At 55.3% G+C, this 19,785-nt stretch carries 13 protein-coding genes, 1 tRNA gene and 1 pseudogene; 4 read left to right on the top strand and 11 right to left on the bottom strand.

Annotated elements, in window-relative coordinates:
* The first annotated feature begins 29 nt into the window (after positions 1-29).
* Positions 30-1,148, top strand: a complete 1,119-nt coding sequence (locus tag KGP26_RS05585) for a fimbrial protein (RefSeq protein WP_223665132.1) — start codon at positions 30-32, stop codon at positions 1,146-1,148.
* A gap of 13 nt (positions 1,149-1,161) precedes the next feature.
* Positions 1,162-1,704, top strand: coding sequence for a fimbrial protein (locus KGP26_RS05580; RefSeq protein ID WP_021181956.1), 543 nt, complete (start codon positions 1,162-1,164; stop codon positions 1,702-1,704).
* 61 nt (positions 1,705-1,765) lie between these two features.
* Here the strand turns inward: KGP26_RS05580 and speD are convergent, their stop codons facing one another.
* The 7 genes from speD to fepB all read right to left on the bottom strand — a co-directional run bounded on the left by speD (position 1,766) and on the right by fepB (position 11,293).
* Positions 1,766-2,539: an adenosylmethionine decarboxylase gene (speD, locus tag KGP26_RS05575; protein ID WP_094983009.1), complete on the bottom strand. Its 774-nt coding sequence runs from the start codon at positions 2,537-2,539 to the stop codon at positions 1,766-1,768.
* A 36-nt stretch (positions 2,540-2,575) separates the two neighbouring features.
* Complete coding sequence (locus KGP26_RS05570) at positions 2,576-3,715, bottom strand: YncE family protein (protein WP_094983008.1); 1,140 nt, start codon at positions 3,713-3,715, stop codon at positions 2,576-2,578.
* Complete coding sequence (locus KGP26_RS05565) at positions 3,712-5,937, bottom strand: condensation domain-containing protein (protein WP_223665131.1); 2,226 nt, start codon at positions 5,935-5,937, stop codon at positions 3,712-3,714. The genes KGP26_RS05570 and KGP26_RS05565 overlap by 4 nt, the downstream gene beginning before the upstream one ends.
* A 52-nt stretch (positions 5,938-5,989) precedes the next feature.
* Positions 5,990-8,011 carry a TonB-dependent receptor gene (locus KGP26_RS05560; protein WP_371824947.1) on the bottom strand — a complete coding sequence of 674 codons (2,022 nt, stop codon included), beginning with the start codon at positions 8,009-8,011 and terminating at the stop codon, positions 5,990-5,992.
* Positions 8,012-8,344: 333 nt separating this feature from the next.
* The gene (locus KGP26_RS05555; RefSeq protein WP_223665129.1) at positions 8,345-9,331 is read right to left on the bottom strand and encodes an iron chelate uptake ABC transporter family permease subunit; all 987 of its coding nucleotides are present in this window, start codon (positions 9,329-9,331) and stop codon (positions 8,345-8,347) included.
* Positions 9,328-10,323: an iron ABC transporter permease gene (locus KGP26_RS05550; protein WP_223665128.1), complete on the bottom strand. Its 996-nt coding sequence runs from the start codon at positions 10,321-10,323 to the stop codon at positions 9,328-9,330. The genes KGP26_RS05555 and KGP26_RS05550 overlap by 4 nt, the downstream gene beginning before the upstream one ends.
* Before the next feature lies 1 nt (position 10,324).
* Entirely contained in the window at positions 10,325-11,293 is a 969-nt protein-coding gene (gene fepB / locus KGP26_RS05545) for a Fe2+-enterobactin ABC transporter substrate-binding protein (RefSeq protein WP_223665127.1), read from the bottom strand.
* A gap of 188 nt (positions 11,294-11,481) precedes the next feature.
* Here fepB and KGP26_RS05540 point away from each other — a divergent pair, with 188 nt between their 5' ends.
* Positions 11,482-15,837, top strand: a complete 4,356-nt coding sequence (locus KGP26_RS05540) for an amino acid adenylation domain-containing protein (RefSeq protein WP_223665126.1) — start codon at positions 11,482-11,484, stop codon at positions 15,835-15,837.
* Positions 15,838-15,880: 43 nt separating this feature from the next.
* Here the strand turns inward: KGP26_RS05540 and KGP26_RS05535 are convergent, their stop codons facing one another.
* The 3 genes from KGP26_RS05535 to dnaQ all read right to left on the bottom strand — a co-directional run bounded on the left by KGP26_RS05535 (position 15,881) and on the right by dnaQ (position 18,495).
* The gene (locus tag KGP26_RS05535) at positions 15,881-17,203 is read right to left on the bottom strand and encodes a condensation domain-containing protein (RefSeq protein ID WP_223498953.1); all 1,323 of its coding nucleotides are present in this window, start codon (positions 17,201-17,203) and stop codon (positions 15,881-15,883) included.
* Between the two features lie 314 nt (positions 17,204-17,517).
* Positions 17,518-17,594: transfer RNA gene (locus tag KGP26_RS05530), tRNA-Asp, on the bottom strand.
* 154 nt (positions 17,595-17,748) lie between these two features.
* Positions 17,749-18,495 (bottom strand): DNA polymerase III subunit epsilon, encoded by a 747-nt coding sequence (gene dnaQ, locus KGP26_RS05525; RefSeq protein ID WP_371824935.1) that lies wholly within the window; start codon positions 18,493-18,495, stop codon positions 17,749-17,751.
* Between dnaQ and rnhA the strand changes: the two are divergent.
* A pseudogene (gene rnhA, locus KGP26_RS05520) lies at positions 18,449-19,035 on the top strand (ribonuclease HI). The gene dnaQ and the pseudogene rnhA overlap by 47 nt on opposite strands.
* Here the strand turns inward: rnhA and KGP26_RS05515 are convergent.
* On the bottom strand, positions 19,032-19,751 hold the full coding sequence (locus tag KGP26_RS05515; protein WP_094983000.1) for a class I SAM-dependent methyltransferase: 720 nt from the start codon (positions 19,749-19,751) through the stop codon (positions 19,032-19,034). The pseudogene rnhA and the gene KGP26_RS05515 sit on opposite strands and share 4 nt — an antisense overlap.
* Positions 19,752-19,785 lie beyond the last annotated feature (34 nt).

Below are 19,785 nucleotides of genomic sequence, written 5' to 3'. Positions count from 1 at the left end.
CAAACTGCCCACACGAATTGAGAAACAACATGAAAAGAATATTCGCCTCAGCAATAGCGATATCACTGATGCTCTGCGGCGCCCTGTATGCTCAGAATGCGCTCGCAGCAAGTGCGGGTTGTGATTGGGATAGTTCCTCTGCTGTCAAAGCTCCGCTTGATACCCGATTGACCATCGGCGGCTATGTTACCGTGGGGGAGGATCTTCCCATCGGCAGTGTCATCTATTCCCAACGTATCCAGACCAATGGCAACGGTGCCAGTCTGCTGTGCCGCGCGGGGGTTTATGATCTGGTTAACACCGTCATCAGTGCCCCCCATGGCCAATCCAGTTACCGTGACGCGACGTTTCCCACCGTGTTCAATACCAATATTTCTGGCGTCGGGGTAGCCCTGTGGCAAGGTACCCCCGATGGTAACAACGGCGCCCATCTACAGCTCCCTGGTCGGCTTACTGCCTTCTTTTCACCCACCAGCGACAGCGTTTTCAACTTTACCGGTCAGGACGATGCCGCAGTCAGTTTTAATATTGCAATGATTAAAATCGCCGCCAACATCGGCAGCGGAACTATTAGCAGTAGCGATCTCCCCAGGTTCAAAACCTCATTCGACGGCAATGGTGAGAGCTTTGTCTATCAACAAGCGAGGATAGTGGGCAACCTGACGGCAATCCCGGCAACCTGCAACGTTGGCAACAATTATTATCTGCCGCTCGGGGAGCACTATCCTGATGAGTTCAACGGTATCGGCAGCACGGCAGGCAGCGCCGAGACTCAGATTGTGCTATCGGGTTGCCCCGCTTTCTATGGTTCAACCTCTTACGGCGTGTTCAAGCCCAATGTTATCAGCCTCAAGCTGACGCCGCGCAACGGATTTATTGATGCCGAACGCGGGATCTCGAAACTGAACACCACCGCCAGTGACGCAGCCTCAGGGGTAGGTGTCCAACTGAGCTTGAGGCAGGAAAATGGCAACTACCAATGGGCCAAATTCAACCAGAGCATCAATCTGGCAAATTACATTACCTTCCTTGAGGACCGCGGCAGCGATTACAGCCTGGGCGTCAAGGCGACTTATGTTCAAACCTCAACCCCCATCCGGGCGGGCAGGGCTGATGCCCAAATAGAGTTTATGATCACTTACCAATAACCGGGAGTGGAGAATGAAGATAACGAATACGCAGAGAATACTGTCTCTGCTGGTGCTGATTTGCTGCGGCAACAGCGTTGAAGCCGCCTCTACTGGCATACTGAACGTTACTGGCTCCATCAAGCTCGCGACCTGTTATTTTGACAGCGTCGAGGGGCAAGAACACAAGGACTACGACTGGATGATGCCGCAGGTCTCGGCGGGGAGCCTACGCGCAGCCGGTATGACTCATGGCCGTTCGCTAGGCAGTATCCATATCGGCGGGGTGCATTGTACCAATGGCTACACGCCCTATATTACGCTGGGAAATGGGCCGACGGTCAGTTCGGATACCGGCAATCTGGTCAATACGCTGAACGGCGAGGCCGAAAACGTCGAAATCAGGCTGCTGATGAATGACAAGCCGCTGGATTTACGCACTGCCCCACGCGTTGGCTGTGCCGTTATTACCGATAACCGCAGCCAATGTGATATCGGCTATGAGTATTATGCCACCGGGCGCGCAACCCCCGGAAAAGTGAAGAGTGCGGTACTGTTTAATATCAGCTATGACTGATTTCTTCAGTGCACCAAGCAAATTGATGCCTGCGCTTGTCCGTTAGCAGGCATCCCCCCGTCTACGGCATATTTCGTCCAGAGTAAATCTCCTGCATCTCTTTACACAACAGCTTGCTGATCTCCAGTTGTCGGGCCTCGCTGAGGCTGTGCAACCTGGTACTGAACAGGTAATCATGCAAATCGAACGCTTTTAGCAACATCTTGGTATGGAAGATATTTTCCTGATAAACGTTCACATCCACCAGCTGGTATAGCGACTTTATCTCTGGCGAAATGAAGTTTTGGATCGAAGTGATCTCATGATCGATGTAATGTTTCACCCCATACACATCCCGGGTAAAACCTCTGACCCGGTAATCGATCGTCACAATATCTGACTCCAACTGCTGGATCAGGTAGTTGAGGGCTTTCAGCGGCGAAATCACCCCACAGGTCGAGACGTCGATATCGGCACGAAAGGTGCAAACCCCACACCCAGGGTGACTTTCCGGGTAGGTATGAACACAGATATGGCTTTTGTCCAAATGCGCCACGACGGACTCTGGCTGGGGAAGCTTGACGCCATTTGGCTTGACCGGCTCCTCACTGGCGAGAATAGTCACGCTGGCACCTTGCGGCTCATAGTCCTGGCGGGCAACGCTCAGCACGTTGGCCCCAATCAGCGAACAGGTTTCCACCAGGATCTCGGTCAGACGGCTGGCATTATATTGCTCGTCTATATAAGCGATATAGCCGTCGCGCTCGGCTACCGTCTCGGCGTAACAAATATCGTAGATACAAAAACTCAGACTCTTGGTCAGATTATTGAATCCATGCAGCTTGAGCCTTGGCAATTGACTTCACCTCCCTTATCCCTTCACCTGCGGCCACTACCACAATGGCATACGGGCAACACATTCCGGCAGCCCGGCCTTAATCATGGTTTCATCATTTTTGACGGTGATAAACAGGCACTGCTTATCCTCACCAAACGCCAGGCTGTTGGGATGCGGAGCCATAGGTAGGGTCTGCAGCAGGCAATAGCGGGCTGTATCAAATACCGTTAGCGTGCCTTCGCCAATATCCACGCGAATTCCTTTGCGATTGGCGACGTACAGCCTTTGCCGCTCGCTATCCCATGCCAGGCCGATAGGCACTTCATCCGTTGCCATACATGCGATAACGTCGCCATTGTCGGCGTTCAGAACGAAGACCTGATGACCCGCGCTACGGGCAACATATTCACGTTCCAGATGATTGTTACGCCAATCGCTGCGGTCAATGCCCTGATCGACACCGAAGATCCGGTTTTGCTGTGGGTCATAGACCATATTAAGCAGTTGATCGACTTCAATCTCCCATTGGGAAACAACCGCCAAGCTGTCTGGGTCCACCACAAACAGCTGACCTTGCATGTTAGAAACGAAGACGCGGCGCCCCGTTTCATCCAGCGTGATGCCCACCACGTTATAGCCGAAACCGTGAATAATCTTCTCCAGCTGACGCTTGCGGGTATCCACCACAAACAGCACGCTATCGATACCCAGCCCCAGCCCTGGCAAGAACAGGCGCTCACTACGTGGATCGAAAACCAGCTCCCGCAGCTTCCATGGGAAGCCTTCACTCACGCCAAAGCGCGCCAATTCCCGTAATAAAAAAGCCTGACGCTCGCCGACAATCCCCTCCCGTTGATACAGCTGATGGAAAGCAATCTCCTGCATCAACGCAATGGTGGCGATCGACCGATTGGTGGCAATATCCACTACGGCGACGGTGCCGTTAAACCCCTGTGAGAGGTAAAGATGCCCGCGGCGATCGTCCAGCGCCACGCCAAACCCTTTGACCTGTAACGGGATCTCCTTCTCAACGGCCAGGGTTTGCGGATTTATCCGCAGTACACGGGATTGCCGCTCATCCTCCCAATCGGGAGAGCTGACAAACAAAGCCTGCTGTGAGGCGCTATAAACCAGCTCTACCAGGGTTTTGGCCGGATAGATGCGCTGAATATCGTCCAACGGTTCCTGCTTCATAATCCCCCCCTGTTATGGCGTAGCGCATCAAGCCGTAGCGCCGGTTGACCGACGGAATCGGCCATAGCGGCAAACACCTGACGTGTCGTTTGGACGATCTGCTGGACCTGATCGCATGAATAGCGGTCAGAGCGGTAGCTCAACATGACGCGCACAGAAGGCTCGCCGTCGATTTGCTCTTCCATCACCTCAAACTGCAACCCCAGCACCGATTCTGATTTCTCAGGATCGATCTGGCGAAAGCGGATCTGCTGGCCCGCGCCCAAGCTAAACGCTCCGTTAAGCTTATTTTTGGCATGAAGCTGAATGAAGACCTCAAACATATGGCTACCGTGCGGCGCCCGATCGCCAAACAGCCCTTCTTCGACCAGATCGATCGGGATGTCGCTGAAAGGCAGTGAATCATTTATCTGCCGCTTTACGTCATCGATCAGCGCGTTCAGCGTGATGCCGTCGGCAAAACCGATCCGATGGGCGACGACGGTGGTGAAGTAACCGATGGTATCGAAAAATTGCGCGTCGTTACGGCCAGATGCCGAGGTGCCAATGACCAGATCTTTCGCACCACCCAGCAGATGGAGCGCCGCAGCAATTCCGCTGTATACCACGTTAAACAGTGAGGCGCCCTGCTGTTTCGCCAGGCGGTAAAGCCCGGTGGAGACAGCGTGCTCCAACTTGAACTCAACCCAGTTGCCGGAGTGAGAAGCCGCATCGGCCTGTTGCGCTTCGCTGGCGAAAATCGACGCCCCAGACGGCGCATGGTGCAAACGTTCCAGCCAGAACTGCAGATGTCGATCGTTGACCCCGGCCTGTTGCTGTTGGATTGCGAACGCGTGGAACGGTGCCGGTGTCTGCGGCCACTCCGGTGCCGATCCGGCGGAACGGCTTGCCATCGCCAGAGCCAATTCATCCATCAGGATATTCACCGACCATTCGTCCAACACAATATGGTGGAACAAGAGCGAAACCACCTGTTGACCATTTTCCTCATCCCGCAGGAAAGTGATTCGTACCGGTAACTCATCGTCGAGCTCAAAGTGGTGGCTGGCTGCGCGCTGTAGTGCCTGATCCAGCGGCACATCCTGAGACTGCGAATGCCAAAACCATTCGTACTGAGACAGCATCTCCGGCGGAACGATCTGCTGAAAAACCTCGCCGGAAATGTCGACAAACAGGGTGCGCAAAGCCGGATGACGCAGCAAAATATCCTGGAAGGCCTGGAAGAAAAGCCCTTCATCAATCGGGTCGAGAAAGCGCAGCGCAAAGGGAATATTGAAAGCCTCGCCGCAGCCTAACGCCTGATAGATTTTCCACAATGACCGTTGTGCCAGCGATAACGGAGCCTGCGGGCTTAGCGAGGCCAAATTCTCCGCTTGCTTACCCGGCGAAGCGGCCACGTTATTAGCGATATAGGCATAGCGCGCCAGTTGAGCCGCGCTGGGATAGCTGAAGAGATCGTTGATATTGATTTCAAGATGCTGCTGGCTCTTCAAGCGGCCAATAATTCGCGTGGCAATCAGCGAGTGCCCGCCGAAATCGAAGAAATCATCATGTTCCCCCATCGTGGGCACGGCGAGCGCCTCGCGGAAGGCTTGCAGGATATGTTGCCGTATTGCCGCATCAGATCCCTGCGTGACAGGGGAATCCACCTCCCTCGCCAAGACCTCCACCGAGGTCTGCCGAGCGGAACAATCTGGCAGCGGCAATTGCTCCATAATGAATGGCTCAGATGAGGGCGAGGCAACTTGTTGCTGGCACAGTGCACTGACCTTTTGCGGTATATCCTGCCACTCCAGTGATGCTGACAGAATCTGATGCACCACCATCCCCAGCATGCCGCCCCTGTCGCCGGAAAACAGCATAAAGCGCAGCGGCGGAGCCTGCTCCAGGTCAAAAGGTATCGCTTTGGCGCTTAACAGGGCGTCAATAGCTTCCTGGGGATGGCGGATCGTTTGGATGGTCACCGCAGGCGGTGAACACGGATTGTTGCTGCGCATCAGCCCGTTCTCACCATAAACGTAACGGACGTTGATACCTGGCAACTGCCGTTGGGTTTCTTCCAGCACCCTGACCAAGCGACCATAATCCACAGCCCCGGTTAACTGCCAGGCCCACACCTGTTGGCCTTCCCCATGTAGCTGTTGCTGGTGTTCGAACCAGGCCTGCTGCTCAAACTCGCTGGCGGCTTCTTCACCGCTGAACTCGCTAAAACTAGTGTTCACATTTTCCTCCCAGACAAAAAACTGCTGCACCTTTGATTGGCGATAGATGGCCTTAGAAATCCAGTTGGACGACGGCACCAACCAGGCGTGGCCGCTGAATAACCGCGGTAGAAACGTCGTTATTCATCACCATGACGCGTTTATCAGAATCAAACAGGTTTTGTGCAAACACGCTGACGCGCCCCTGCTTGAAGGTGTAAGCCAACTGCATATTGGCAATCACTCTGGAAGGGATTTTCCCGCGTGGATCGTTGTCGTACTGGGAATAATAGGTATCGGAAAGCGTCACATTACCGCTTAACTCCAACCCCGGCATAAGATTATATTTCGCCCCCATATTGGCGGTGACAGCCGGAGCGCGCGGTAATTCATGACCATCGATTCTGCTGTCGGAGAATTTCTTGATTTTGGTTTTTAATAACCCTACTGAGCTATTCAGCTCAAAATTCCCCGTCGGTTTCCAGATAGCCCCAAGTTCAGCGCCATAGGTTTCGACCTTATCTGCATTGCGGATCATCATTGAGTTCATAGTGGAATCCAGATAATACGGCAGCTGCATGTCTTTATAGTCGTTATAAAACAGGTTGGTGATCACCTCGAGATCAAGATCTTCAATGCCATGGCGGCTATACAGCTCATAGTTCCAGACATATTCAGGATCGTAGGTATAGTTGATCAAGGGGGCGGAAAACGTCATCCCAGCACCGCCGCCGTTATAGCCGCGAGCCACCTTGGCACCAAAGGTTTGCCGCGATGAAGGCTTCCACGCAACATCCAGCTTGGGCAGGAACACATCCCAGGTTTCATCAAAATCGACCTTACGCGCCTTGCCACCCTTACGTTGACGGTGCTCTCTTTCCACCCGGCTGGCGGCGGTAATATCGATATGTGGCAACACGGCCCAGGTCAATTCGCCAAAGGCGGCGTAGGTATCTGTTTTATCCTTGAACGGGCTACCGCCAGGGAAAAGATTCACAAACTCATCCTGCGACGCATGGAAGTAACGCGCACCCACCAGGCCACGCCAACGATCGTTTGGTGTGCCGAAAAGCACCAGCGGCTCCATTTGGAACTCTTTACCTTCAATGTCGGCCCACGGCAGCGCTTCTGCGGTACGGCGATGGTTACTGAAATCGGTATAAATAAACTTGTTCTGGACGCTTAACTGCTCCGACGGTTCCCAGGCAATATCCCAAATGCCACTGGTGGATTGGGTCTCAACGACTGGGCGACGCCGGTCAAAACGGGAACTGGCGTGGTTGGCCGGGCTTAGCGCTTCATTTTGCGGTGCCTGACTTTCATAGTGATTTATCGACAGTTTAGTGGTGAGATCGCGTAGCCCGGCAGGGTTAAACAACAGCTTCCCACGGATGTTGGTCACTTCGATTTCGCGCGGGTTACCCACCGGCTCGTAGGAAATCAGATCGACAAAACTCTCCCGCCGCTGGCGGTCGGCACTCAGGCGAAACGCCAATTGGTCCTCAACAATCGGCCCCGATAACATGGCAGAGGCCTGGGTAGAATCCTGATTTCCGCCCCCGGCCCTGACCGCCGAAGTCCAATCAAACGTCGGATCCTTGCTGCTCATCACCACCGCACCGGCAATCGCATTACGCCCCTGAATGTAGTTTTGCGGCCCCCGGTATACTTCGACCCGTTGCATATCCCACAGGGATTGCGGCCCGACGGCCAGTTCGTTATAGGTTAAGGAACGCCCATCGAGCGAGAGGTTCATGCGTGGCCGTGTACCGCTAAGGAAGGCATTGGCGCCATTGGCTGGCCCTGAACCATCAATACCGCGAATGGTGGGAATATCGTTACCAATGCCCGTATCCAGGACGTTGGCCGTCATTTTTAGTAAATCGGATACCTGCGTTGCACCGGGCAGTGAATCGATCCGTGCATCGTCAAACACCTCAATACTGGATCCGGTATCGTAAATAGTGCGTCTTACCTTTTCCCCGGTAACAATAATGGTTTCAGGCTCATTATTCTCATTGCGTATTGGGGCATCATCGGCAGCAATAGCATCCGCTGCGGCGAAAACACATAACCCCAGAATAACGGAGGGCATATGATATTTTTCAGAAATGCGTTGGGGCCCATTACATAATGAAATCGGGCGTTTTTTATCACCCTTTAGTTCGCTCATTGATATCTCCTTTGCCAAATGCACACTGAATTATTAGTTTTTCAACTGAGCGACAAAGAACACACTGCTTAATAACTGGTCTTTACGACCTTATGATTAGTTTTCCACTTAATAACTGCGTGTAATACCGCGCCCCCCCAAAGCTTGAAATAGGGGAGTCATTACAGCAAGCTAGCCAATAGCCACAAACGATAATCATTTACAATGTTGAATGCAAATCAATTTGATCACATTTGCGACAGCCATCCCTTAGCCTTAGCGACAGCCGCCACGCAGTAACAGAGCCAGCAAGTACCCGCCACCTATCACTCCTGTCATTAATCCTACCGGCATCATCAGCCCTGATGGCTGTATCTGGGCGACAATATCGGCCCCTAACAACAGGCAGCCGCCCACCAGACCCGCACTGACCACCGGCAGGTTTGGACTGCGTGTCAGGCGTATTGCCAACTGTGGTGCCATAAGTGCGATAAAGGCAATCGGCCCCGCCGCGCTAGTTGCTACCGCAGCCAAAATCACGCCGCAGAACGTCATAATCTTGCGGGTGAGTTCGACACGGACACCCAGTTGGTGGGCTACCTCATCCCCCATGGTCATGATGTTCTGCTCCCTGGCACACATCAGCACCACCGGCAATAACAACGCGATGCTGCTGGCCACCGGGATAACGTGCAGCCAGTTGCGCCCCTGTGTGGTTCCCGCCAGCCATAAAGTGGCCATCACGGCGTTATCAATATCACCTTTAACCAGCAGCAAACCATTGAGGGCACTGAGTACCGCACCGACGCCAATGCCCATCAATATCAGGCGGTATCCCTTCACCACGCCGTGATGATGGGCTAACCAATAGACCAGCAGCGACGTCGCCAGCCCCCCGGCTATGGCCGACAGCACGATCGCTACGGTGTTACCGTTGAGCAGGACAATCTGCACAATCGCACCGGTTGCCGCACCGGTGGTAAAGCCAATGACGTCTGGCGATCCAAGCGCATTGCGCGATACGGACTGAAAAATCGCCCCGGAGATGCCCAAGGCGCCCCCGACTAAAACCGCCGTCAACACGCGTGGCAGGCGGATCGCCCTGACAATTTGCTGCGCCATGGGATCCCCTTCCCCCACAATGGCTTGCAGCACGCTCGATACCGGCAACGTAAAGCGCCCCACCGTCAGAGCGAAAGCGGCAGCAACCAGCAGCAAAGAGGCCAAAACCAGGCATACCAGCACCGTCCTGTTAACGCTCATACCCGCCCCCCCTGCCAACGTTTCACCAGCAACACAAAACAGGGGCCACCGATCAACGCCACCATGACGCCAACGCTGACTTCACCGGGATAGCCAACGATACGCCCCAGAATATCGGCCAACAACACCAGCATGGCGGAAAACAGCATGGCCCAGGGCAATAGCGCGCGATGCTGCAATCCGGCAACGGCACGGGCAAAATGCGGTGCGGTCAGGCCAACAAAAACGATTGGCCCAGCCGCCGCCGTGGCTGCACCGGCCAGTATCACGATAATCAGAGCGGACATCACCACCAGCCAGCGCGGATTAACGCCGAGCGCCAGGCCGGCATCCGAGCCGAGTGCCGCAATATCCAGCATTTTGCTGCTGGCCAGCGCCAGCAACAGCCCCACGCCCACCAGCATGGCAACCGGGAGCAGTACGTCGAACCCTCTTCCCTGTAACGATCCAATCACCCAGTGCCGGAAGCGATCGAACGCTTCTGGTTCACTATTGACGATGACGAGCTGAGTCAGGCTAAGCAGCACAATGGCCAACGCAGCCCCGGCTAGCACAATCCTTACCGGGTTATTGCCATCAATGCCGCCAACCAGCAACACCGCAACGCTGACTATCGCCGCACCGGCCACGCCAAACCACATAGTGCTAAAGACATCCGCCACATTAAACACCGCGATCGACAGGACGATCGCCAACGTGGCTCCGGCATTCACACCGAGCAGGCCGGGATCCGCCAGAGGATTACGGGTGAGCGTCTGCATGATGACGCCAGCCGCGCCAAGAGCCGCTCCAACCACCACGGCCAATAAGGTGCGCGGCAGCCGTAGATAACAGACCAGTAAATGCTCGCTATTGTGCGGATCAAACTGCGTGAGCGCCTGCCAAATCACCGCTGGAGGAATGGGGCGAGCACCGAAATAAAGGCTGAAGCAACCGAGAGTCAGCAGTAAAAACAGGCCAGGGATCAGGCCAGCCAGTCGCCAGACACGCATTTCACCGCTCCTGCGTTGGGCTACCGGCAAAATGGCGGACAATGTCTGCCACCATCTCACTGGCACTGTAGTAATCCACCCGGAACGCATGCGCGCCAAGGCTGTAAACCCGGTGTTGTTGTACCGAAGGTAAGCGCTGAAGCAGCGGGTCATGCAGAAACTCGTTAATCCTGACGTCGCCTGAGCTCAACAGAAACGTAGTGCCCGCCGTTAACTGCGTCAGATTCTCATATTCAGCCCAGATAAAGTCGCCGGAGCGGGTGAGATTGCTTTGCCAGGCCGGGTTTGGTGCTTCGATAGAAAACCCTAATGACTCGAGTAAACGGGCATGCACGCTGGCCGGTGTCGCCACGGGATTGACCGTTCCCGGGCCGTTAAAATTGATAATATTGGCTTGTCCGTCAGGCAGGTGGATTTGCTGACGGGCGTTGGTCAGCAGCGCGTCAAAACCGCCGATCCGCTGTTCAACCTGAGCCTCAAGCCCCAGTGCGGCTCCCAGCTCACGGGCAAGAGTTTGCCAGGTCTGATTGCCATAATTCACGATAATGACCGGCGCAATGGCCCGTAGCTCAGCCAAATAGGCGCGCGATGAGTCTGCGCCATTGATTGAGACGACGATCAAATCGGGGGCCATGGCATAGGCCAGTTCAAGATCGATACTGCCCGCGGGCCAGACTTTAGCGATGTGGCGCTGCTCGGCCACCTTGTCCCATTGCCCAAAGAACTGGCCGTTCACCGCCGTCGCGCTGGCGACAACCGGAGCATCGATCGCCAGTAGCGTTCCGGTGACGCTGACGGAGGTAGAGAGAATGCGGCCAGGAGGGGCCGGGATCTGAGTGACGGAGCCATCCGCGTTGTGAAACGCCCTGGGCCAACCTTGGGCCAAACCATGTCCGCTGCCCATCAGCAAGGCAAGTAATAATAAAAACCCCAACACGGGATGACGACGTTTACCCGGTAACAACCTCATCTTCTGCTTGCTCCCTATGCATAACCCCGAGGTGCCATCTCAGTGGCCACGGAGTGAACTTATGTGCCTCGCATAACCTTACCCTGCTCAATGTATCGCCAACAACATAAAAAAGAATAATTTTCATTCGCATTAAGCTCTGTTATATAGTTAGGCGGCTTCCGTTGGCCAATCAGGAACGATATGCGATGAAATCATTGACTCCAATGCAGGCAGCTTCATGGGTAGGCAGGCACTCAGCGCAGGCATTAGGCGGCGTTGCCGCGCATTTGTACGCAGAATTCGATGGCACCATCACCGATATCCCCCGCTTTCGGCAGGCTGTGGACGCGCTATATCGCGCGCACCCAATGCTGCGTCTTCATGTCACCGCAGAGGGGCTACAGCATGTAGTTGCCAGTCATCCACCACTGGATATCGATGATTTTTGTCATTACCCACCAGCCGAGGTACAACGATTACTGGCTGGCAAGCGGCGGCGCATGGAGAACCAGCAGTTGCTGCGCGATCAAGGCTACCCTTGCGAAATCAGCCTGACGATATTGCCAGGGCAGGCCAGCCGGCTGCATATCGATCTGGATATGATCGCCGCGGACGCCCTCTCCTTTCGTATCGTGGTGGAAGATCTCGCCCGCTTCTACCAACAACCACCGCCGCAGTGCACCCCAGTGATGGAGGTCGCCTGGTTTCGCTATCTGGCGCAGCGTACCCACGATCCGCTGCTGCTTAGCGCCAGAGAGCGAGATCGCGCCTGGTGGCGGCAACGTTTAGCGGATATTTCCCCTGCTCCCGCCATTCCCTATACGGACAGGCAGTGTCAAACCCGCAGAATGGCAATCCAGCTTAATCCCCAAATCAGCCATGCCTTGCAGCGCTGCGCACGTCACCACCATCTGACGTTAAGCTCGCTTTTCCTTGCTTTGTTCAGCCTGACGATGATGGAAGGTTTCAGGCAGCCCGCGTTGCGCATCAACGTACCGACCTTTTTCCGCACTCCCGAGATTGCGGGTGTTAACGAGATCGTTGGTGATTTTTCCGATCTGTTGTTGTTCAGCGCCGAGCTGCGCCCCAATGAAACGCTGCTGCATTATTGCCAACGCACCATGACGCAGCTGCACGAAATCCTTGGCCACGGCGGCTATTCAGGGGTGAGCGTGATGCGCGGCCTTTCGCGCCTGCGGGGCCAGCTGCAGTACTCCCCCATCGTCTTTACCGCCGGGTTCGGTATCTCCGGTGGCGTGCTGTTCTCTGAGCGGGTCGGCGGGCAATTGGGTGAACTGGCATGGGTCATCTCTCAGGGGCCGCAGGTCGCGTTGGACGCACAGGTAGCCTGGATTGGCGATGAAATTCTGATCAACTGGGATGTGCGTGAAGATGCGTTCCCCCCCGGCCAACTGCATCAGCTCTTTACGCGTTTTCACACGCTCGCCGAACGCCTGGCAGCGGCACCGCAACACATTGATGACAGCGTTTCCGGCTGGTTGGCACCGCCAGCGGCAGTACGGCAAAAGGAGAAGCGAATGGGGAAACCATTAACGTCGCTCCAGCAGGCTTATCTGCTGGGAAGCGGCGAGCAATGGCCGCTCGGTGGCGTTGCCATGCACGATTTCAGGACCTTTAGGGGGGTCATCGATCCTGCGCACTTCCGCCGTCGGCTGGCAGAGTTGGTTAATCACTTCGCCGCGTTACGCACCTGGATCGACGAGGAAACACAGCAGCAGCACATTCTGCCTGAGCTGGAACCTCACCTGGAAGAGATCGACCTGCGCGATGCCAGTGAAGCAGACGCGGCTAAAAAAGTGCAACAGCTGCGGCAGCATTACCAACAGAGCCGCCACGATCCGTCGTCACCTCCTTGGCGGATCATTCTGATTACCTTGCCTGGCGCCACCGAGTACCAGATTTTCACCAGCTTTGATGCGCTGATCCTCGACGGCCAAGGGATCTCGCATATCGTCGCCCGGCTATTTGATGAACAGCCGCTTGCCGCACTTGAACATGACGCAACACCGAACGAAGCAGATGAAAAAGAACGGGAACGGGCAAAAGCCTGGTGGCAAGACAAGCTGGCGCAGGTCGTTACCCCTTCCCGGCTTCCCTGGCAGCAACCTTTGGGCGAGATCGTGCATCCCCGCTGGCGGCGTGAACAACAAATTCTGGATGCCAGCCACCTGAAGCAGCTCACCCGCCTTGGCACATCTCGGGGACTGTTTGCCAACACCACTCTGTCGGCTATCGTGCTCGACACGTTGGCGCTCTGGTCGGAAGATGAAGCGCTCACGGTAGGCATCCCCGTTGCCTTCGCGGCCAAAGAGGGGCAACCCACCAATCGTTCGACATTTATTGCCATTCACTACGTCCGACATTGTCGGCCGTTAGGCGAGAATGCCCAACGTCTGCAGGAAGACATTCTTGGCGGATTGCAAAACCTTGCCTGGTCAGGTGTGGATCTGGCTCGCCAGTTGTCACCGCGAACCGCGCGTGCCCCCGCGCTGCCGGTGATCCTGACCAACTGCCTGGGCTGGGAAACGCTACCGGCCAACGCGCCAATCCGTGCCGAAAGCGGTCTGACCCAAACGCCGCAGGTCGCGTTGGATATTCGCCTAATGTACGATGAGCAGCGCAATTTACTGATGATTGCCGACTATGTTGAGCAGGCTCTCGCGCCCGAACAGGTCAGCGCTATATTGAGCGCAATCTACCAGCGCATGCAGCATATAGTCTCTCAGGGCTCGCTGGATATCCCCGTCCACGAAACGATGAATTACCCGCATTACCGGGCAAACACTCCCGCCAGCGCCGCCGTGAGCAACGATTTTCTGGGCCACATCGCAAAAAATCTGTTTTCCGGCTCTCGTGATGGGGTGGCCGTTATCTGCGGCGAACAACAATTGCGCTGGCAGGCGCTGGGTGAGCTCGTCGCCAGCATGGCCAACGGACTGCTCGAGCGCCAGTTGGAGCCGGGGAGCGTGGTGGCCATTTATCTTCCACGCAACCTGGAGCATATCGCTATCTCACTAGCCTGCTCCCTGTTAGGGATTATCCGGGTGCCGATAGATATTAATTCTCCTACGGCACGGACGGCGTATTTACTGGAAAATTGCCAACCCAAGCTGGTGATATGCGATGAAGACGCCGTAATCCCAGGCTCGGTCACGCCTGATGCGCTCAAATCCATCAACGTCAGCCCACCTCGTTTTGACGCTCGAAGCGACAGCTCCCACCCCGCCTATTATCTATATACCTCCGGCACCACGGGCAAACCGAAATGCGTCGTGCTGAATAATCGGGCAACGGCCAACGTGATTGGGCAAACCCTAGCTCACTGGCAGATCACCGAGCGAGATGTCTTTATCTCGGTGACGCCGCTGCACCACGATATGTCGGTGTTTGACGTGTTTGCCTCACTCAGCGTGGGCGCAACGCTGGTGCTGCCAGCCAGGCATGAGGAAAAAGACGCCATCAGTTGGGGCCGTCTGGTGGCACAACACCGGATCACGCTGTGGTGCTCTGTGCCAGCGATCCTGGAAATGTTGCTGGACTGCGCAACGCCAGAACAGCTCTCCTCCCTGCGGCTAGTGGCCCAGGGCGGCGATTACATTAAGCCCGCCACCATCCGGTTATTGCGTTCAAGGCATCCTCAACTGCGGTTGATATCACTCGGCGGCCCGACGGAAACGACTATCTGGAGCATCTGGCACGAGATCACCACTAGCGACACGGCGCAAATTCCCTATGGTAAGCCGCTGGCGGGCACTCAGTATTTTATCTGTCATGACAGCGGTGAACATTGCCCTAGCGGCGTTGCTGGGCGCATCCACACTGCCGGGGCCAATCTGGCCTGTGGCTATCTGGAACATGGGGCGTTGGTGCAGCACGACTTTGTTGACGTGATGACTCCAGATGGCCTTAGCGAGCGAACGTTCCGTACCGGAGACATTGGCTATTACCGGCCTGACGGCGTCATCATGTTTGCCAACCGCATTAATGGCTACGTTAAAATTCGCGGCGTACGGGTTTCACTGCCGGAAATCGAGGAGGCGTTGCGCCAGCATCCAGCCATCGAGGATATTGTGGTGCTCGACTACGCGGTGGACGATACGCCAGAAAAGTCGCTGGGTGCGGTCTATCTGTCCGCTAATCAAGTCCCGCCGAGCACGTCGGAGCTGCGTATCTTCGCGCAGCGCTATTTGCCCTGTACTCACATTCCTGGCCGCTTCATAGTGCAAACCCGCTTCCCCCTCTCAGCTAATGGCAAAATCGATCGCCATGCGCTGCGTACCGAGCTGGAGCAATCTCATTCGGCAACGCTCGCCGCCCCGGTGACACCTCAACAAACGGTGCTGGCAATCTACTGCGCCGTAATGGGTCAGCCGCTGCGGCCTGAATGGCATCCGCAGACCCCGTTTCTTGCCATGGGTCTGAAACTCAGCCATATGCCAACGCTGAGGGAGAGGATAAGCGTGGAACTCGGCGTTTCACTGCCAGCAGCGGCCTTGATTAAGTGCAAAAACGCCGAAGAGGTTTGCTCTCTGCTGCAATAAAAAGTCAATCTCCGCCAGCGGGCCAGCCCGTTGGCGGAAGATCTTACTGGTTTAGCAGTGGGTAAACCGGCTGCTGCCACGCTTCGGGCATCATCGCCCTACTCAGGAAGCTGTGCAGGTGGGTGAACATCTCCTCGACATTCAGGGAAGCATACATCGCAGGATCGGCGTCAATATCGATATGCAGTTCGCTAGCATCCGTTCGGCCACGCCAGGTAATGTTAAAGCCATCCCCTGGGCCGCTCGCCATGACTTCGCGCTCTGCTTCACAGCCTGCAAACAGCGGAGGATCGAAGGGAAGTACGTTGATCAACGGAGAGAAAAAGTAACGAGTTCCTTTTCCCAACCCTTGATCGGCGGCCAGGGTCTCAATGCGATAACGCCCGTGAGCACGCAGGTCGCGTAACGTTTTCGCGGTGCGTTTGACGTAGTCCACAACCTTCTCCTGTGGTTCGACATGAACAAACAACGGCAGAATATTCACCGCCAACGCCGGGACGCTGGCGGCCACCCTGCCACGGCGGTTCATGACGGGCACCCAGATTGGCTGTATTTCAGCCTTATTCTCCCCATAAAGCCGAAACGTCAGCCAGGCAGCGGAAAGTGCCAATAGCAAATCCGGCCAACCTGTACCGCAGCGCTCGGAAAAGGCGCTCAACTGCTGGCTAAAATGTTCAGGCAGTACCGCTTCGCTGTGCAGACACTCCGCACCGTAGTCCTCCCCTCCCTTTTGCAGAACCGGGAGCGAAGGCCCATCGGTAACATACCGGCGCCAATACTCGGCATCCTGCCGCGATTTTTCGCTACTGGCGTAGTGCTGCTCTTCAGCCAGAAAATCATAAAATGCATGGAAAGGTTGGCTAGCGGTGGTTTTTTGCAGGCGGGCGCGATAAAGCTCAGCGAGGCGATGTTCGATCAGCGCCATACCGAAACCATCAATAATGATGTGATGCGCCCGAATATAAACGGTGTAATGCGAAGGTGAAAAGCGGATCAACCAGACGACCGCCAAAGGCTGGCTCAGTAAATTGAGCTGGCGCTCGATGTCGGCCTGCATTATCGATTCGGCAACGTCGGTCTGTTGTAACTCAATCAGGTGTACCCGAGGACGCCGTTGGGGATTGCAGCGCTGCAACGGTAGCTCGTCATTGTCAGCCAGTTGAAACTGGATGGTAAAAACATCGGTTTCAGCAACAACCTGCTCCAACGCCGCCAACAACGCAGGTTCATCAAGCTCGCCGCGTAGCGTGATGCGGTGGGCGACGGTAGAGACGGGCTGATGCGGATGAAAGCTAAACTCCTCCCAAAAATCAAACTGTGCCGGTGTCAGCGGCAACCAACGGACTGACTGAACGGTTTCCAACATGTTCCATCCCTTTTCAGTTTTTCAGTGTTGTGAAACAGCGACGTTGTATTCACCACCCGGTGAACGCCCTGCTTCATCCCAGAGAACAATGTGTGGCTCACGACATGCTCAGCACTGAAAATAAAAAGAAGAATTTGCTCGATCTGACAGGATGAGTAGCCCATCCATTAATGGAAATATTAATCATTATCAATAAAAAATGAAATATCTTTGCTGTATTTTCAGCAAAAGCCAACGAGGGGAGGAAGGAATGAAGATGGCACAATAGAAGAGACGAAGCCCTGAGTTATTGCTAACTCAGGGCTTCTGAATGTTGGCGGAACGGACGGGGCTCGAACCCGCGACCCCCTGCGTGACAGGCAGGTATTCTAACCAACTGAACTACCGCTCCGCAACGTTCCCTCTTGCGGGGGAACGAGCCGAATATTACGGTTGCCTCGCCATTCCGTCAACGTCTTTTCTTATAAAAAGAGTCGTTTGCACAGTTTTTCAACGAACACGCGATGATTATGCCACTTAACCGCCATTTCTATCCTGCGAGGCCGTTATTCGGCTGCTGCGCCACCACGCCACAGACAGCTACCGCCCTTTTTTTGCACCAGATCCAGACGTAATTCGTGAGCCTGCAATTCTGCGTCACTGGCATAGATCACTTTCATCGCCGTTGCCGGGCGTTGGATGCGCTGGATATCCTGGGCAGAATCCGTCTGCTGGGTGTCCCCTTCCATCTGGAAAGCCATCGAGGTCTGGCCACCGGTCATCGCCAGATAGACTTCCGCCAGGATCTCGGCATCGAGCAAAGCACCGTGCAGCGTTCGCTTGGTGTTGTCTATCTCGTAGCGGTTGCACAGCGCATCGAGGTTGTTACGCTTGCCTGGGAACAGGCGGCGCGCCATCAACAGGCTGTCGGTGATGGTACAGAAGGTCTCCGTCTTCGGAATATCTCGCTGCAACATGCGGAACTCGTGATCCATAAAGCCGATATCAAACGCTGCGTTATGAATAACTAATTCGCCACCACGGATAAAGTCGATAAATTCAGCGGCGATCTGATCGAAAGTAGGCTTATCCGCCAGGAACTCATCGCTGATACCGTGTACGCCGTAGGCTTCCGGATCCACCAGCCGATCCGGCTTGACGTAAACGTGGAAGTGGCGCCCGGTCAGGCGGCGGTTGATCACCTCAACGGCCCCGATCTCAATGATGCGGTGACCTTCGTAGTGAACCCCTAGCTTGTTCATACCGGTGGTTTCGGTATCGAGAACGATCTGTCTGGTTGGTGTAGAGATCATAATGCTGTGCTCATGGCGCTGGTTTATGTCAGACTTGGTTTTTATAAAACTGATAGGAAGAGTCTACCAGAGATGCTTAAACAGGTAGAAATTTTCACCGACGGCTCTTGCCTTGGTAATCCTGGCCCCGGCGGTTACGGCGCAATTTTGCGTTATAAACAGCACGAGAAACTGTTCAGCGCGGGTTATTACCTGACGACCAATAACCGCATGGAGCTGATGGCCGCCATTGTGGCGCTCGAAGCCTTGACCACCCCCTGCGAAGTGGTGTTGAGCACCGATAGCCAATACGTACGCCAGGGGATCACCAGTTGGATCCACAACTGGAAAAAGCGCGGCTGGAAAACCGCCGACAAAAAACCGGTGAAAAACGTCGATCTCTGGCAGCGCCTGGATCTGGCGATTGCCCGCCACACCATTCGTTGGGAATGGGTCAAAGGCCATGCCGGGCATCCGGAAAACGAACGTTGCGACGTGCTGGCACGCGATGCAGCTGGCAGCCCGACGCAGGACGACGTTGGCTACAAGCCCGAAGCTTAAGGCAGTTTGCGATAACTCTTGGTCGCGCCCACTGCGCGGCTGAGAGAGTGTTTTCTCGCCCCCACTTTCATCGGCGTTGGCGTCAGCGGCAAGGTTCGCTTGCGGGCTACAATCACGCTCATACAGCCAAGCGCCGGTAAATGCGTACTCAAGAAAGTCCCTCCCTTGCGCTGCCAAGGCAACACGTGGAAGCGCGTCTGATCCAACACCTCATAATTGAGCAGGCTGAGCCAGTCCAGCAGGCGCATCTGGGTAAACATCCGGCTGACGTAAGGCTGGCGTTTGCGCAACCTGGGGATCAGCTTCCCCAAGCCTAGCAGGCTAAAAGGGTTGAAACTGCTGATCACCAACCAACCATCGTCAATCATGACGCGATCGACCTCACGCAGCAAACGGTGTGGGTCATCGGCATAAGAGAGCGTATGGGCCAATAGACAGGCATCGACGGACTTGGCCGCAAAGGGCAACTGATAAGGATCGGCCTGCACATGCAGGTTATCCCCGGCCAATCCCACGTTAACCTGATGCGAGATGGCGCACTTTTCGCTATCCAACTCGGCGCTGAGATTGCCGATCTTCAACAGATGGAAACCAAACATCTTGGGCCACCAGGGCTGCAACTGCTGCTCCAACGCTTCACGATAGTATTCCCCCCACGGCAACCCGGCCCAGGAGTAGGGGCTAGTGAGCTTTTCTAGAGTCTGGGCTGGTTTCATGGTTTAGTATCTCTTTCAAGCCGTTGCCAACGAG

It is taken from the genome of Serratia sp. JSRIV002 (genome assembly GCF_019968725.1).
GTDB lineage: Bacteria > Pseudomonadota > Gammaproteobacteria > Enterobacterales > Enterobacteriaceae > Chania > Chania fonticola_B.
The sequence above is the reverse complement of the archived record's forward strand: the minus strand, read 5'-3'. Positions and strand labels throughout refer to the sequence as shown.

Bases quoted from the DNA above. Each gene is read 5' to 3' on its own strand.
- KGP26_RS05585 (WP_223665132.1), top strand. From the start codon at position 30: ATGAAAAGAATATTCGCCTCAGCAATAGCGATATCACTGATGCTCTGC.
- KGP26_RS05580 (WP_021181956.1), top strand. From the start codon at position 1,162: ATGAAGATAACGAATACGCAGAGAATACTGTCTCTGCTGGTGCTGATT.
- KGP26_RS05570 (WP_094983008.1), bottom strand. From the start codon at position 3,715: ATGAAGCAGGAACCGTTGGACGATATTCAGCGCATCTATCCGGCCAAA.
- KGP26_RS05560 (WP_371824947.1), bottom strand. From the start codon at position 8,011: ATGCCCTCCGTTATTCTGGGGTTATGTGTTTTCGCCGCAGCGGATGCT.
- KGP26_RS05555 (WP_223665129.1), bottom strand. From the start codon at position 9,331: ATGAGCGTTAACAGGACGGTGCTGGTATGCCTGGTTTTGGCCTCTTTG.
- KGP26_RS05550 (WP_223665128.1), bottom strand. From the start codon at position 10,323: ATGCGTGTCTGGCGACTGGCTGGCCTGATCCCTGGCCTGTTTTTACTG.
- fepB (WP_223665127.1), bottom strand. From the start codon at position 11,293: ATGAGGTTGTTACCGGGTAAACGTCGTCATCCCGTGTTGGGGTTTTTA.
- KGP26_RS05540 (WP_223665126.1), top strand. From the start codon at position 11,482: ATGAAATCATTGACTCCAATGCAGGCAGCTTCATGGGTAGGCAGGCAC.
- KGP26_RS05535 (WP_223498953.1), bottom strand. From the start codon at position 17,203: ATGTTGGAAACCGTTCAGTCAGTCCGTTGGTTGCCGCTGACACCGGCA.
- dnaQ (WP_371824935.1), bottom strand. From the start codon at position 18,495: ATGATCTCTACACCAACCAGACAGATCGTTCTCGATACCGAAACCACC.
- KGP26_RS05515 (WP_094983000.1), bottom strand. From the start codon at position 19,751: ATGAAACCAGCCCAGACTCTAGAAAAGCTCACTAGCCCCTACTCCTGG.